This is a genomic window from Frondihabitans sp. PhB188, from assembly GCF_003752365.1.
Classification (GTDB): domain Bacteria; phylum Actinomycetota; class Actinomycetes; order Actinomycetales; family Microbacteriaceae; genus Frondihabitans.
On the sequence record NZ_RJUO01000002.1, the window covers coordinates 759,736 to 773,368 of the forward strand.

Below are 13,633 nucleotides of genomic sequence, written 5' to 3' on the forward strand. Positions count from 1 at the left end.
TGCGCCCTCGGGTCTCGCAGGATCGCGCCGTCAGGCGCCGCCGAACCTCTCGGTGCGGATCAGGGCGGGGTCGTGGCCGAGCTCGACGAGCGACGCCGCGACCGCCGCCACGAACCCGTTGGGGCCGCAGACGAACACGGACGCGCCCGGCGGCAGCACGAGGCTCTCGATCACGGCGGTGTCGAGCCGGCCGGGCGGGCGCGACGACCCGGGCGGCGCGACGCGGGTGTACACGCGGTCGACCGTCGCCGTTCCTGCGGCCTCGAGCGCAGCGAGCTCGGTGCGGAAGTACTCGGACGCAGGAACTCGCATGGAGTACACGAGCCGGAACTCGGCGGCGCTCGTCGCGCTCGCGGCCCGCGCCCGCAGCATGGCCATGAGCGGCGCCACGCCCGAGCCGCCGCCGATCAGCTGCACGGGAGCGGGGTCGGCCTCGTGCCACACGAACCACCCGCCGATCGGGCCGCGGATCTCGACCGGGTCGCCGACCTCCAGCCCGTCGACCAGGTAGGGCGACACCTCGCCGTCGGCGAGCTTCTCGACGGTGAGCTCGACCTCGTCGGCGGCGAGCGCGTGCCCCGCGGGGCCGCGGCTCGGAACGGCCGACAAGGAGTACGAGCGGACGGCCTGGTAGCCGTCGTCGGCGGTCAAGCGCACGTCCACGTGCTGCCCGGGGAGCACGTCGGGGCCGCCCGACCCGCCCGACCCGGCAGAACCGCCGGACCCGCCCGACCCGTCAGAACCGCCGGACCCGTCGATGCGGAGGCGGATCGTGCGAGCGCTGCTCGTCTCGGACCGGGCGCCGACGCAGACCGCCCGGCGCCAGGTACCCGTCACGAGTAGCGCTCCTCCTTCCACGGGTCGCCGTGGGAGTGGTAGCCGAGGCCCTCCCAGAACCCGGGGGTGTCCGTGGGCATCGTCTGGATGCCCTGGACCCACTTCGCGCTCTTCCAGAAGTAGAGGTGCGGGATGAACAGGCGCGCCGGCCCGCCGTGGTCGGGGGCGAGCGGCTGACCGTCGAAGGTGTGCGCGATCCACGCCTTGCCCCCGAGGAGGTCGGCGAGCGGCACGTTCGTCGTGTAGCCGCCGTAGCTGCGGGCCATGGCGAACTCGTGCTCGGTGTCGAGGCCGTCGAACAGGGTGTCGAGAGAGACCCCGCGCCAGCGCGTGCCGAGCTTGGTCCAGCTCGTCACGCAGTGGATGTCGGTCGTGACGTCCTCCTGCGGGAGGGCCAGGAAGTCGTCCCAGCTGAGCGACTTCGCGCCGTTCTCCGTCGCGATCTGGAGCTCCCAGCGCTTGATGTTCGGCGTCGGCCCGGCCGAGAGCACCGGGAAGCCGCGCTCCAGGTACTGGCCCGGTGGCAGATCCGAGGCGGCCTTGCGGCGACTCGCGGTACCGGTGAAACCGACCAAGGGGGCCTCCTCGACGTGGGTGGGACCAGCCTGGCACCTCGTGACCCGCGAAGGAAGGGACGGAACGGTCGGTCTCACCCTCCGGGGTGATGCGGCCCGACGGTCGGGCGTGAATACAATGTGATGTGCTGGACCGAGACCCTGCAACAACGAGTGTCGCCGTAGCCGAGCCCCTGACATCGCCGTCGCGTCTGCTCACAGCAGCGAGACGGCTCCCGTGGTGGGGCGCAGTCCTCGCTCTCTACGGCCTTTCGCGCGTCTTCTCGACGGCGATCCTCTTCGTGCTCTACCGGGTCGCCGCCACCGCTCCCGGCCAGTACGCCGACGGCTACGTCGACGGCGGCTCGTCGAAGGGGTTCTTCGGGTTCCTCGGAACGATCTGGGATGCCCGCTACTACGTGCAGATCGCCCAGCACGGCTATCCGCACCAGCTGCCGGTCGCGACGGACGGCAGCGTGCAGCCCAACGCCTGGGCCTTCCTGCCGGCCTTCCCGTGGGCGACCCGGATCCTGGCCCAGATCACCGGCTGGGACACCGCCGCCGTCGGGGTCGGGGTCGCGACGGTGTTCGGCGCCCTCGCCGCGCTCATGCTCCACCGCCTGCTGCGCCTCCGGGTCGACGAGCTCGGCGCGCTGTGGGGCACCGTCTTCTTCGTCTTCGGGCCGATGGCGTTCGTGCTGCAGGTCGGCTACGCCGAGAGCATGTTCCTCTTCCTCATGTTCACCGGGCTGTGGGCGCTGATGACCCGGCGGTACGTGACTCTGATGTGGTGCGGGGTGGTCGCGGCCTTCACTCGACCCGGAGCACTCGCGCTCGCGCTCGCGCTGCTGGTCGTGGTCGTCGTGCGGTTCTGGAAGGAGCGCGACGACTTCCCGAAGACCGAGCGGGCGTCGGCCGTGTTCGCCGGCGTCGTCATGGGCGCCGCCGGGCTCGCCTGGCCGCTCATCGCGGCGGGCATCACCGGCGACCCCGACGCCTACCTGAAGACCGAGATGTCGTGGTGGGTGCAGGTGCTCGGCTTCGAGCCGAAGTTCGTGCCGCTGACGCCGTGGTTCATCATGCTGGTCCACTTCCTCGGCATCCTGGGCGCCGTCGTCGTGCTCGCGATCGCCGCTCTCTGGATCTACGGCATGCGCAAGCCGTCGCTCCGCCGGCTCGGGCTCGAGGTCCGGGCCTACCTGACGTCGTTCGCGCTGTACCTGCTGGCGGTCTTCCTCCCGCAGCAGAGCATCGCGCGGCTCATCATGCCGCTGGCGCCGCTCGTCGCCGTCGACAGCATCACGCACCGGCCCGCGCTGCGGCGGATGGTGCTCGCGTCGGCGCTGGCGTTCCAGGTGTCGGCGGCGGTGACGCTCTGGCTGACCGGACCTCCGTGACCGTGGACCCCGCATTACGGCACGCGCGCAGCGTCGCTGCCGGGGGCGGACGCCGCTTCCGGGGGGTCTAGGCCCGCGCGGCCGACTCGACGGCGGCGCGGCGGCCTGCCGTGAGCCCGGCCTCGACGCGCTCGAGCAGCCGGAGCACCCGCGCGCCCTCGACGGGGTCGACCTCGTCGCCCAGCGCCTCGGCGATCAACGCCGACCGGGCGGCGCGCAGGCGATCGAGGTTGGCGTCGGCGGCCGCCGTGTGCCACAGCTGCACGCGCCGGGCGTCCGACGGATCGGGCCGGCGCTCGACGAGGCCCCGTGCCTCGAGCGTCCTGAGGGCCGCGCTGAGATTGCTGCGCTGAAGGCCTGTCCCGACAGCGACGTCGCTGGGGCTCGACCCGGGATTGCGGTGGATGTAGCGGATGACCATCTGCTCCGAGCCGACGAGCTCGACGACGTCGTCCGGAAACCCGTGCGTCTGGATCTCGCGGGCGACCGTCACCACGAAGTCTGCGAGGTCGGCCCAGGGAGCGTCGTCGGCCAGGGTGTTCACGCCTCGATCTTAGGCGCTCCATCAGTTATAGTTTTATAACTATGACTGCTACTTCGACCGACACCGCCGCCCGCGCTCTGCCGACCGGCCACCGCGGCCTCACGCCGAGGCTTCTCGTCGTCCTCGCCCTGCTCTCCGCCCTCGCCCCGTTCGGCACCGACCTCTATCTGTCGGCGTTCCCGATCATGACGCGCGAGCTCGACACCACGGCCACGGCCGTCCAGCTCTCGCTGACCGCCTTCCTCGTGGGCATCGCCGTGGGCCAGCTCCTCTTCGGCCCGCTCTCGGACCGCGTCGGACGATTCCGCCCCCTCCTGATCGGCGCTCTCGTCTGCGTCGCGGCGAGCGCCGTCGCCGCGCTCGCCCCGACCGTCGGAATCCTGATCGCCGCTCGCTTCGTGCAGGGGCTGACCGGCGCCGCGGGCATGGTCATCGGCCGCGCGATCATCTCCGATCTCGCCACCGGCAAGGCGGCGGCCAAGGCCTTCAGCCTGATGATGATCGTCGGCGGCGTCGCCCCTGTCGTCGCCCCGCTGGTCGGAAGCCTCCTGGTGTCGAGCATCGGCTGGCGCGGCATCCTCTGGGTGGTCTTCGGGATCGTGGGCGCGAGCTGCGTGGCGGTGGCGCTGGTGGTCCGCGAGTCGCACACCCCCGACAGGCGGCGGGCCGCACGGGAGAGCACGGCCCCCGCCGGGTGGGGTGCGCTGCGGTCAAGGGAGTTCCTGGGCTACACCCTGGCTTTCGCGTTCGCCTTCGCGGTGATGATGGCGTACATCTCGGCCAGCCCCTTCGTGTACCAGGTGATGATCGGTCTCTCGGCACCGGCGTACGGCGCGCTCTTCGGGATGAACGCCGTGGGGCTCGTGGCGATGAGCGCCGTCGCGGCGAAGCTCGCCGCCACCCGGCCGGAGCGCTCGCTCGTGCGGGTCGGCCTCCTGCTGATCCTGGCGGCGGCCGTCGCGATCCTGGTGCTCGTCGTCACCGGCGCACCGGTCGCCCTGCTGCCGATCCCCCTGTTCGTTGCCGTGACGAGCCTGGGCCTCGTACTCGGCAATGCGACGGCGCTCGCGCTGGGTGCGGTTCCGAGGGCGGCAGGAACCGGCTCGGCCGTCCTCGGGGCCCTCCAGTTCGGGCTCGCAGCCCTCGTCTCGCCCCTCGTCGGACTCGGCGGGGAGCACACCGCGCTGCCTCTCGCCATCGTCATGACGAGCTCGGCCGTCGTCGCTGTCGCCGCGTTCCTGGTGGTCGGCCGCCGGCGCTGAGGCTTCGCCCCCTCGATGCGGGCGTTGCCGGATCGGGCGAGGCGTGGTGCACTGGGAGAGCGTGCGAAGTGGGACGCCCCTTGACCCGCGACGCCCGATCGGACCCCATGACCCCTCGCCGCACCCGCTCTCTCGCCCGGCGCCTCGCCGCCGTCGCCATCGTCGGCGCGGCTGTGGCCGTGGTCGTGTCGGCCTGCACCTCGGGCTCGACGACCAGCGAGCCCACGCCGAAGGAGACCCCGACGCCCACCCCGACGACGATTCAGGCCGAGTCGAACCAGACGCTGTACGCCGGAGGGCTGTACGTGCAGACGGACAGCCTCGCCGCCCGCGCGGCCGTCACCCTGCGTGACAAGGGCGACGACACTGCCGCCACCGCGGCCGAGGAGATCGCGAAGACGTCGACGGCGATGTGGCTCGGCGACCAGTACTCGGTCGCCGAGGTGAAGAAGGTCGTCGCGAAGAACGTCGCCGCCGCCGAGAAGGCCGGCACGACGCCCGTCTTCGTGCTCTACGCCATCCCCAACCGCGACTGCGGCGACTACTCGGCCGGCGGCTGGTCGGAGAAGGAGTACCCGGTCTGGACTCAGGCGGTCGCCGACACGCTCGAGGGCCACCGCGCCGTCGTCATGGTCGAGCCCGACTCGCTCGCGATGCTCACCAACTGCCCCGACGAGACCGAGCGGCGGCTCCCGCTCGTGAAGCAGGCCGTCGAGCAGCTCGCGGCGGCGAAGGTCCCCGCCTATCTCGACGCCGGCAACAGCCACTGGGTCCAGCCCTCCGTCATCGCCGAGCGACTCGAGAAGGCCGGCATCGCCGACGCCCGCGGCTTCTTCACGAACGTCGCCAGCTTCTATCCGGTCGACGACGAGCGCGCCTTCGCCGAGAAGGTGTCGGCGCTGACCGGCGACTCGCACTACGTCATCGACGTGTCGCGCAACGGCCAGGGCTGGAAGGGCACCTGGTGCAACCCGTCGGGAGTCGGACTCGGGCAGGCGCCGCACGTGACCTACGGGACCACCGGGCTCGACGCGCTGCTCTGGATCAAGACGCCGGGCATCAGCGACGGCTCGTGCAACGGGGGGCCGAAGGCGGGCGTGTGGTTCTCGTCGTACGCCGAGCGCCTGGTTGCGCTGCGACGGTCGTAGGTCGCGCCGGGCCTCTAGAATCGGTCGGTGATCGTCGCCGCCATCGTCCTCTTCGTGTTCGCCGCCGTCGTGATGGGCACGACCGTTCTGGCGGCGGCCGGCGTCGTCAAGCTCAACGGGGCGGTCGGCATCAGGATCGGGCACTTCCTCGACTCGCAGGACGCCTGGGAGGCCGGGCACCTGAAGGCGCTCCTCCCCGTGACCGTCGGCGGGCTCGTCGCCGTCGCGGGCGGGCTCGTCGCCCTGCAGCCGGCGCCGTCCGCCGGGCTCGTCGTGGTCGCGTACGTGCTGCTGTTCGCGTTCCTCACGTGGGGGATCGTGCGGGGCAACGCGGCGGCGGCCGACGCGCCGTCAGCCTGAGGGTCGGCGGCGGCCGGCCAGTTCCTGCACCCGAGATTGACAGGTGAGAGTACTTACGCGAGAGTAGTCGCATGTCGTCCATCCGCCTGTTCATCCTCGACGCCTTCGAGCGCTACGGGGAGATGCACGGGCACCAGCTCCGCCTGCAGGCGGAGCAGGAGCGGATCTCGCTGTGGACCGACGTCAGCGTCGGCGCGCTGTACGGCGCCCTCAAGCGGCTGGCGTCCGACGGGCTGCTGACCGAGGTGCGGACGGAGCGCGAGGGCAACTTCCCCGAGCGTCAGGTCTACGCCATCACCGAGAGCGGCCGGGTCGCTCTGACGCAGCTGCGCCGGTCGACCCTGCTCGAGGTCGTCCACCGCCCCGACCCGTTCGACCTGGCACTCGCCCGGCTCGACCCCGAGCGCCTTGACGAGCTCCCGCGTACGATCCAGGAACGCGCCGTCGCCCTCGAGAAGCTGCTCGCCGACACCGTCGCGAACAACGAGCGAGCCAAGCCCTGGCTCTCGACCGGCGAGGAGTTCGTGATCGCTCACGGTGAGCACCGACTGCGGTCGGAGATCGACTGGCTGCGCTCACTCCAGCAGCACCTTCCGGCGATCGTCGCCGACGAGAAGTCGCGCGTCGAACCCGACCGGGCCACCCCCTGACTCCTCACCCTCCCCCTGTTCTCCTCTCCCCTGCTGTTCCAGAAAGGCTCCACCGACCATGACCACCGCCCCCGCGGCCGCCACAGCCGGCGCTCCCGCAATCCCCAAGACGGCGTGGCGATCCCTCGTCGTGCTGCTCATGGGCATGTTCATCGCCCTGCTCGACACGACCATCGTCAACGTCGCGCTCCCCACCATCCGCACCTCGCTCGACGCCTCCGAGTCGACGATCTCGTGGATCATCTCGGGCTATGCGCTCGCGTTCGGCCTCGCCCTCATCCCCGCCGGCCGCATCGGCGACCGCATCGGACACAAGTGGGTGTTCTTCAGCGGCATCGCGCTGTTCACCGCCGCGTCGTTCGCCTGCGGGATCTCGCAGACCGACGAGCAGCTCGTCATCTTCCGCGTCATCCAGGGTCTGGCCGGCGGCATCTACGTGCCTGCCGTGACCGCGTTCATCCAGCTGCTCTTCCCGCCCCAGGCCCGCGGCAAGGCGTTCGCCATCATGGGCAGCGTCATCGGCGTCTCGTCGGCCCTGGGCCCGATCGTCGGCGGCCTCCTGATCCAGGCGTTCGGCGACACGGACGGCTGGCGGACCGTGTTCTACGTGAACCTCCCCATCGGCGTCGCGACGTTGATCCTCGCTGCGATCTGGCTGCCGAAGCGCGACAGGTCGGCACCGCGTCCGCCAGCCGGGCTCGACTGGATCGGCGTGATCCTGGTCTCGGCCGCACTCGTCGCTCTGCTCGTGCCGCTGATCCAGGGCCAGCAGGCGGGGTGGCCGATCTGGACCTACCTCACCATCGCCGGCGGAGTCGTGCTCCTCGCGCTGTTCGGCCTGTGGGAGGTGCGCGTCTCGCGCAGCGGGCGTTCGCCGCTCGTCCCGCCGTCGCTCTTCCGCCACCCGCAGTTCACCGGCGGCCTGATCCTCGCACTCGTCTACTTCGCGGCGTTCACCAGCATCTTCTTCACGATCTCGCTGCTGTGGCAGACGGGTCTGCAGCACACGGCCCTCGAGTCGGGTGCCGTCACGATCCCGTTCGCCGTCGGCTCCATCCTCGGCTCGTCGCAGAGCAACCGCCTGTCGCAGCGCCTCGGCCGCACTGTCCTGATCATCGGCACGGCGCTCGTCGCGATCGGCCTCATCGTGATCTGGCTGCTGCTCGTCAACGTGTCGGGCCAGGACCTCACGAGCTGGATGCTGCTCGCGCCGCTCTTCGTGGCGGGCCTCGGCAACGGTCTGTTCATCGCCCCGAACGCGCAGTTCATCGTCGCGACCGTCGACCGCAAGGACGCCGGCTCGGGCTCCGCGGTGATCTCGGCCATCCAGCGCATCGGCTCGGCGATCGGCATCGCCGTGATCGGCTCGGTGCTGTTCGGCACCTTCGTCTCACCCACCGCCGGCAAGCCGACCTCGAACACGCCCGCCGCTATCGCAGCAGTGAAGCGAGACGTCCTCGACCAGCTCGCGACCAACTTCACCTCGGCCTCCGCCCACGCCATGCTCGTTAGCGCCATCTTCGCCGTCGCGGCCTTCGTCCTCGTCTTCGCGCTGCCGAAGCGCGTCGGGTTCGGCGGCGGCCACGGGGGCGGGGCGCCTGCCGGGAAGGGTGCCGATGCACCTGCCGGCGGTGCGGACGGCTCACGGCCTGACGACGGGGACGGCGCGTCGGCGAAGGTGGCCGAGCCCGTCGGGGCCGGTGCGCCCCACCACGGGGCGCACGCCGCTGATCCCGCGCATCCTGCCGAGCCCGTGCACACGGGAAACGGCGCTCACGCCGGCACTCCGCACCACGGCGACCACGCGGCCGACGTCGAACCCGACGCCGGATCTCCCGCCGCCCGCTGATCTCCGCATGACGAACCGCCCCCGAGCTCAGGCCCGGGGGCGGTTTCGTCTGCACCCGGGAGAGCCGGTGCGCGGCTAGCCGGCGATGCGCACGAAGTGGTGCGGGGCGTCCCAGATGGGGCGGACGCTGACGTAGCCGCCCGGCTTCGGAGCGTCGAGGATCATGCCGTTGCCGGCGTAGATGCCGTCGTGGTCGTCGCTGTCGAAGACCACGAGGTCTCCCGGAACGGCCTCGCTCTGCGAGATAGTGGTGCCGGCGGCGTCCTGCGAGGGGACGTAGTGCGGCAGCGAGATGCCGAACTGCGCGTAGACGTACATGATCAGGCCCGAGCAGTCGAACGAGCCGGGGGTGTCGCCGCCGTGCACGTACGGCGTGCCGAGGTACTGCAGCGCGACCTGGTAGACCTCGGCGCGGTCGAGCTTGGCGTACTTCGGCTTGGCGAGGTAGTCGGCGGCGGTGGGGCCGGTCCACTCGTAGATGCCGAGCTTCTGGCGGGCCGCGATGGCCGAGACCTCGTAGTCGACGACCGAGGTGGCGCCGTACGAGTCGCGGCCGGAGACGGTGTTCAGGACGCCGGTGGCGACGTCGTACGTCTGGCTGCCGGCGGCGACGACAGTGGTCGTGCCGGTCGGGGAGGCGTAGGCGGCGGTCTGTGCGGACTTCAGGACGGGCAGCACGGAGGTCGCCAGGATGCCGCAGACGACACCGACGATCGCGCCGCGACGGGCGGCCAGGGCGATGCGGGCCCCGCGGCGGCCGGCTGGGGCGGCGATCGCCGGACGCTGAGCCGGACGGGAGACGACGACGCGGGAGCGCCCGGTCGGCTCGACGGCGGAGGGCACGAAAGTCTGGCGGCGGCCCGCGACGACGCTGCTGGGGATGCTGGCGGCGAGCCCCGAGAGGGGAAGCGGGGCGGTGGTGGCCGCAGGTGCGACCGGGGCGACCGCGGCCGGCGCAACGACCGGCGAGACCGGGGCGGGAGCCACGGCGGCTGCAGGTGCCACGATCGGCGACACGGGCGCAGCAGCCACGACCGGCGAGACCGGGGCGGGATCCGAGGCAGAGCCCGACATGAGCTCAGCGGCGGCCGCAGCCTCGCGAGCGGCACGGGCGGCGCGACGCGGGCTGATGACCGGATCGATGCTGAATGGGGCCCCGGCAAGGGCGGAGGCAGACGACGCGACGGCCGCACGACGGCCCGAGCGCTTCGGTTCGGCGGCGATCCGGACTTCGACCGAGGGTCCGGTGGTGCGGGGCTCGGGAGTCGGGTCGATCGTGTGCATCGGAGTCCACCCTAGGGGGAATCCGGCCCGAGGCCAACCTCTGATCCTGGGCGTTCGTTATCTTCCTGTTATCCACCCACAGGATGATCTCGATCATCCGAGAGGGTCTCTCTCAGGAAGGTCACCGACGCCTCGAAGGCATCACGCGACTCCGGCAGGTGCGCGTGGAACTGGTACTCGTGCGGCATCCCGGTGCCCTCCGGCCAGAAGAGAGTCGACACCGGCACGCCCAGCTCGCCGAGGCGCTGCGCGAACGGCTTCGACTGCGAGGCGGTCAGCGGGTCGGCGTCGCCGCCCGACACGAAGGTCGCCGGGTAGCGCTCCGTCACCGCCCGGATGGTCGACATCTCAGGAGCCCCACGGCGCGACCCCGTGTACGCCCAGAGCGCCTTCGCGAAACCCCACGCGATCACCCCGCGCCGATCGTCGACCGCTCCGACGTCGTAGATCCCGCAGTGGAGGACGAGCGCGCGCAGCTGCCCCGGCCGCAGCGGCGGCGTCACGCCCACCTCGGCGGCGTACTTCGAGTTCGTGACGACCGCCGCGACCTGGCTGGCCAGCTGCGCCCCGGCGGAGTCGCCCGCGAGCACGATGCGCTCGGGGTCGACGCCCAGCTCGGCGGCGTTGGCGACGAGGTGCCGCAGCGCGTCCGAGATCTGCCTGACGGGAGTCGGATACCCGGCCTCCGGCGCGATCGTGTAGTCGACGCTCACGGTCGTGAACCCCTCCGCGGCCAGCGCCTGCACGTAGGGCGTGACATGCGAGCGCGTGCCCGAGACCCAGGCGCCGCCGTGGATCCACACGATCGTGGGCCTGGCGACCACTTCGCCGAGCGGCCGATGCAGGTCGTAGCGGGTCTTCTCACGCGCCGGGCCGTACCGGATCCCGAAGCGGTCGACGACGGGGCCCGCCGTCGAGTACAGCCGCATCTCCCGGGCGCAGGAACCGGCATCCCGGTCGAACAGCCACCGTATCGCCGCCACCGCGGGCAGCGGCGACACCAGTTCGACCACGGCCACCGCGGCGCCCGCGGCTGCCGCCGCCACCCCCCACCCGAGCTTGCTCATCGCCCCAGTCTGCCGGTGCGAACCTCCGAGCGGCACCGGCCCCAGGGCTGCGGCCTGGGGCGGGCGCCGCTTCATCGGGTCCGCCGCCGACGCGGTCAGGCGCGCGCGGCTGCCAGCTCCGGGTACAGCGCCTCGAGCGGCGCGGCGAGGCCGGCCTTCACCTGGGCGCTGATCTCGTCGGCCAGGACCTCGTGCTCGCCGGCGACGAGCCCGTCGTAGGCCACGCGGACCACGTCGGACGCCTCGCCCATCTCGGCGTCGATCCCCTCGGTCATCGGGGTCGCCGTGTAGCCGAGGTGCAGGCCGAGCACGTGCGTGCCCTGGCCGGCGAGCTCCAGGCGGAACGAGTTGGTCGCCGACCAGAACGCGGCCTTCGTCGCCGAGTAGACGCCGCTGATGCCGATCCAGCTCAGGACGGAGTGGACGTCGATCAGGCCCCCGCCGCCGTGTGCCGCGAGGACCGGCGCGAACGCGCGGACGACCTCGACAGCGCCGAAGAAGTTCGTCTCGAAGAGGGCGCGGACGCTCTCCATCGGGCTGGTGAGCAGCGAGTTCTCGGTGCGGCTGGAGATGCCGGCGTTGTTGACGACGATCGTGGTGTCGGAGGCCGCGTCGGCGGCGGCGCGGACCGACTCGGGGTCGGTGACGTCCAGGCGGAGCGGCACGATGCGGGCGTCGCCCCAGTCGCGGGGCGTGCGGGCGGTGGCGTAGACCTTGCTGGCACCGCGCTCGAGGGCCTGCGCGACGAACTGCTCGCCGAGGCCTCCGTTCGCACCGGTGACCAGGACGACTGCATTGGTGAATTCGACGGACATGAGAACTCCTTGCGTGGGGTGGGCTGACTTGCTTAGTGCAACCCAGCCGGGCAGGAGCTATTCCGGATTCGTGCGGGCGCCGTGGCCGGGGTAGGCATCGGTCGTCTCGAACGTCACGTCGTCGATGCCCAGAGCCGCGCCGTCGGCCGTGACGAACGCGACCGACGCCGGTGCTCCGCCGTCGATGGTGCGGCGGACGACGGTCGGGCCGGCGGCGCGGGGCTCGTACTCGTCGCCCCACTGCTGCAGGGCGGCGAGGACCAGCGTGAGGTCGGCTCCCGCGCGCGTCGGGTGGTAGCTCGGGCGGGTGCGAGTTCCTGCGTCTCGATACGCCCTTCGCTCGAGGACCCCGCCGTCGACGAGCCGCTCGAGCCGGTCGGTCAGGACGTTGCTGGCGATGCCGAGCGCCGCCTGGATCTCGGCGAACCGCGAGCGCCGGTACATCAGGACCTCGCGGAGGATCAGGAAGCTCCAGTGGTCGGCGATCAGGACGAGGGCGCGCTCGATCGAGCAGTACGGAGTGACCGGGGTCAACTCGGGGCGCGCCATGTCAGCGCCCCTGCCGCTTCTTGAACGGCTTGGGCTCGCCCTTCAGCACCTTGCCGCGGCCGACGCCCTTCGATGCCTTGGCCTTGCCGCCGGCGGGCTTCGGCTCGGGCGGGGGCGGCGTCGAGGGCTTGGCGAGCTCCTCGTAGGCATCCGCGAGCGCCTGCTGGCCGGCGCGGGTCAAGCGCGGCACGGCCTCGCTGCGGTCGAACAGCGCCTTGCCGTACTCGGCCTCGATGGCGGCCAGCGACGAGTTGAGCTTCTGGCGCGAGATGTCCAGGATCTGGGCCGCGCGAGGGAAATGGAGCTCTTCCGCCGCGACGACGAAATGGCGGAGCTGCGCGATCTTCACGGCGTCAGCCTAGGCGCACCCGTCGGGTGTCGGAGCCTGGCGGGGACTGGCTCTCGTCGACGACGACCCCCTGCTCGACCTCCCCGGGCTCGTGCTGGGGCTGCTACTCGCTCGCCGATCCGGCCGGGTTCGCCTTGCGGCTGCCGTCCGAGGCAGGCACGCCGCCGGTCTGCACGGGCACGCCGTCGACCTGTGCGCCGTACTCGGGCGTGTAGGTCTTGCTGTCGCGGAACGTGTCGACGAACGTCTGCAGCCGCGAGTCGTCGGCGCTGTCGACCCGCAGCTGGTGACCCCACGCGCTGATCACGATCTTCGACGGGAGGTCGTCCGACGCCCACGGGCTGAGGTCGACGTAGCGGTTGGCCTGGCCGGTGACGTTCTGCTCGGTCTCCTCGATCATCGTCTGCCTGCCGACGAACGCGGTGAGCTGCTTCACCTGGTCGGCGGGGAGGTCGGGGTCGTACGTGATCCAGACGGCGCCGTGCTCGAGGTTGTGCACGGCGCGCTCGGTCGGCACGGGCTTCGTGTACACGCCGGCGTTCATCCAGATGGCATCGTGCGGCCCGCCGACGGGCGGCGTCACGCTGTACGTCACGGGTCCGGTGACGTGGTCGTGCTCGAGAGCGCCGGCGTGGTCCTTGCCGTCACCGGGCCAGCCGGTGGTGTCCCAGGCCAGCACTCCGTCGATGCCGGAGTCGTCGGCCACCGGAGTCGCCTTCGCCTCGGCGACCTTGGTCGTGCCCGGCACCGCCGCCGGGATGACCTGAGTCGACGCCGCCCCGGTGTCGGCCGCCTTGTTGCCGTCGATCGTGCTCACGAAGATCAGCACGATGACGATCGCCGTCGCGACAGCCCCGGCGATGATGAAGATCAGGCGCCGACGCTGCTGCGCCTCCTCCTGCTTGCGGAGGGCTTCCGCCTTCGCCCGACGCTCCGCCGACTTCTCTGCTTTCGTGGCCACCCGCCGA

The 13,633-nt window shown here is 71.6% G+C and carries 15 protein-coding genes; 6 read left to right on the top strand and 9 right to left on the bottom strand.

The genetic code is table 11. The annotated features are described in order from the left end of the window. Positions 1-30: 30 nt before the first annotated feature. Together EDF46_RS08490 and EDF46_RS08495 are read right to left on the bottom strand one after the other, a co-directional pair. Complete coding sequence (locus EDF46_RS08490) at positions 31-837, bottom strand: FAD-binding oxidoreductase (protein ID WP_199738236.1); 807 nt, start codon at positions 835-837, stop codon at positions 31-33. Then, positions 834-1,412 (bottom strand): molybdopterin-dependent oxidoreductase, encoded by a 579-nt coding sequence (locus EDF46_RS08495; RefSeq protein WP_233579943.1) that lies wholly within the window; start codon positions 1,410-1,412, stop codon positions 834-836. Before EDF46_RS08495 ends, EDF46_RS08490 begins: the two co-directional genes overlap by 4 nt. A 125-nt stretch (positions 1,413-1,537) precedes the next feature. Between EDF46_RS08495 and EDF46_RS08500 the strand changes: the two genes are divergently transcribed. Then, the gene (locus EDF46_RS08500; RefSeq protein WP_158614192.1) at positions 1,538-2,788 is read left to right on the top strand and encodes a mannosyltransferase family protein; all 1,251 of its coding nucleotides are present in this window, start codon (positions 1,538-1,540) and stop codon (positions 2,786-2,788) included. Positions 2,789-2,855: 67 nt separating this feature from the next. Here the strand turns inward: EDF46_RS08500 and EDF46_RS08505 are convergent, their stop codons facing one another. Further along, a complete protein-coding gene (locus EDF46_RS08505; protein ID WP_233579944.1) occupies positions 2,856-3,332 on the bottom strand; it encodes a MarR family winged helix-turn-helix transcriptional regulator in 477 nt (158 codons plus the stop codon). 41 nt (positions 3,333-3,373) lie between these two features. Between EDF46_RS08505 and EDF46_RS08510 the strand changes: the two genes are divergently transcribed. The 5 genes from EDF46_RS08510 (at position 3,374) to EDF46_RS08530 (ending at position 8,601) form a co-directional block, all read left to right on the top strand. Continuing rightward, positions 3,374-4,594, top strand: a complete 1,221-nt coding sequence (locus tag EDF46_RS08510) for a multidrug effflux MFS transporter (protein WP_123505820.1) — start codon at positions 3,374-3,376, stop codon at positions 4,592-4,594. Between the two features lie 107 nt (positions 4,595-4,701). Continuing rightward, the gene (locus EDF46_RS08515; protein WP_148061175.1) at positions 4,702-5,742 is read left to right on the top strand and encodes a glycoside hydrolase family 6 protein; all 1,041 of its coding nucleotides are present in this window, start codon (positions 4,702-4,704) and stop codon (positions 5,740-5,742) included. A gap of 27 nt (positions 5,743-5,769) precedes the next feature. Then, on the top strand, positions 5,770-6,102 hold the full coding sequence (locus tag EDF46_RS08520; protein ID WP_123505822.1) for an SdpI family protein: 333 nt from the start codon (positions 5,770-5,772) through the stop codon (positions 6,100-6,102). Positions 6,103-6,173: 71 nt separating this feature from the next. Beyond that, positions 6,174-6,752 (top strand): PadR family transcriptional regulator, encoded by a 579-nt coding sequence (locus tag EDF46_RS08525; protein ID WP_123505823.1) that lies wholly within the window; start codon positions 6,174-6,176, stop codon positions 6,750-6,752. A 58-nt stretch (positions 6,753-6,810) separates the two neighbouring features. Continuing rightward, positions 6,811-8,601: an MFS transporter gene (locus EDF46_RS08530; protein WP_123505824.1), complete on the top strand. Its 1,791-nt coding sequence runs from the start codon at positions 6,811-6,813 to the stop codon at positions 8,599-8,601. 75 nt (positions 8,602-8,676) lie between these two features. Here the strand turns inward: EDF46_RS08530 and EDF46_RS18880 are convergent, their stop codons facing one another. The 6 genes from EDF46_RS18880 to EDF46_RS08560 all read right to left on the bottom strand — a co-directional run bounded on the left by EDF46_RS18880 (position 8,677) and on the right by EDF46_RS08560 (position 13,626). Next, complete coding sequence (locus tag EDF46_RS18880) at positions 8,677-9,885, bottom strand: C40 family peptidase (RefSeq protein WP_123505825.1); 1,209 nt, start codon at positions 9,883-9,885, stop codon at positions 8,677-8,679. 68 nt (positions 9,886-9,953) lie between these two features. Beyond that, positions 9,954-10,952: an alpha/beta hydrolase gene (locus EDF46_RS08540; protein ID WP_123505826.1), complete on the bottom strand. Its 999-nt coding sequence runs from the start codon at positions 10,950-10,952 to the stop codon at positions 9,954-9,956. A 95-nt stretch (positions 10,953-11,047) separates the two neighbouring features. Next, on the bottom strand, positions 11,048-11,767 hold the full coding sequence (locus tag EDF46_RS08545) for an SDR family oxidoreductase (protein WP_123505827.1): 720 nt from the start codon (positions 11,765-11,767) through the stop codon (positions 11,048-11,050). Positions 11,768-11,824: 57 nt separating this feature from the next. Beyond that, positions 11,825-12,316, bottom strand: a complete 492-nt coding sequence (locus EDF46_RS08550; protein WP_123505828.1) for a helix-turn-helix domain-containing protein — start codon at positions 12,314-12,316, stop codon at positions 11,825-11,827. A gap of 1 nt (position 12,317) precedes the next feature. Beyond that, positions 12,318-12,665, bottom strand: a complete 348-nt coding sequence (locus tag EDF46_RS08555) for a LysR family transcriptional regulator (RefSeq protein ID WP_123505829.1) — start codon at positions 12,663-12,665, stop codon at positions 12,318-12,320. A gap of 103 nt (positions 12,666-12,768) precedes the next feature. Beyond that, positions 12,769-13,626 carry a DUF3105 domain-containing protein gene (locus EDF46_RS08560; protein ID WP_233579945.1) on the bottom strand — a complete coding sequence of 286 codons (858 nt, stop codon included), beginning with the start codon at positions 13,624-13,626 and terminating at the stop codon, positions 12,769-12,771. Between the last annotated feature and the right edge of the window lie 7 nt (positions 13,627-13,633).

Excerpts from the sequence above, each read along its gene's own strand:
- EDF46_RS08510 (WP_123505820.1), top strand. The coding sequence starts at position 3,374 with ATGACTGCTACTTCGACCGACACCGCCGCCCGCGCTCTGCCGACCGGC.
- EDF46_RS08515 (WP_148061175.1), top strand. The coding sequence starts at position 4,702 with ATGACCCCTCGCCGCACCCGCTCTCTCGCCCGGCGCCTCGCCGCCGTC.
- EDF46_RS08525 (WP_123505823.1), top strand. The coding sequence starts at position 6,174 with ATGTCGTCCATCCGCCTGTTCATCCTCGACGCCTTCGAGCGCTACGGG.
- EDF46_RS08530 (WP_123505824.1), top strand. The coding sequence starts at position 6,811 with ATGACCACCGCCCCCGCGGCCGCCACAGCCGGCGCTCCCGCAATCCCC.
- EDF46_RS18880 (WP_123505825.1), bottom strand. The coding sequence starts at position 9,885 with ATGCACACGATCGACCCGACTCCCGAGCCCCGCACCACCGGACCCTCG.
- EDF46_RS08540 (WP_123505826.1), bottom strand. The coding sequence starts at position 10,952 with ATGAGCAAGCTCGGGTGGGGGGTGGCGGCGGCAGCCGCGGGCGCCGCG.
- EDF46_RS08545 (WP_123505827.1), bottom strand. The coding sequence starts at position 11,767 with ATGTCCGTCGAATTCACCAATGCAGTCGTCCTGGTCACCGGTGCGAAC.
- EDF46_RS08550 (WP_123505828.1), bottom strand. The coding sequence starts at position 12,316 with ATGGCGCGCCCCGAGTTGACCCCGGTCACTCCGTACTGCTCGATCGAG.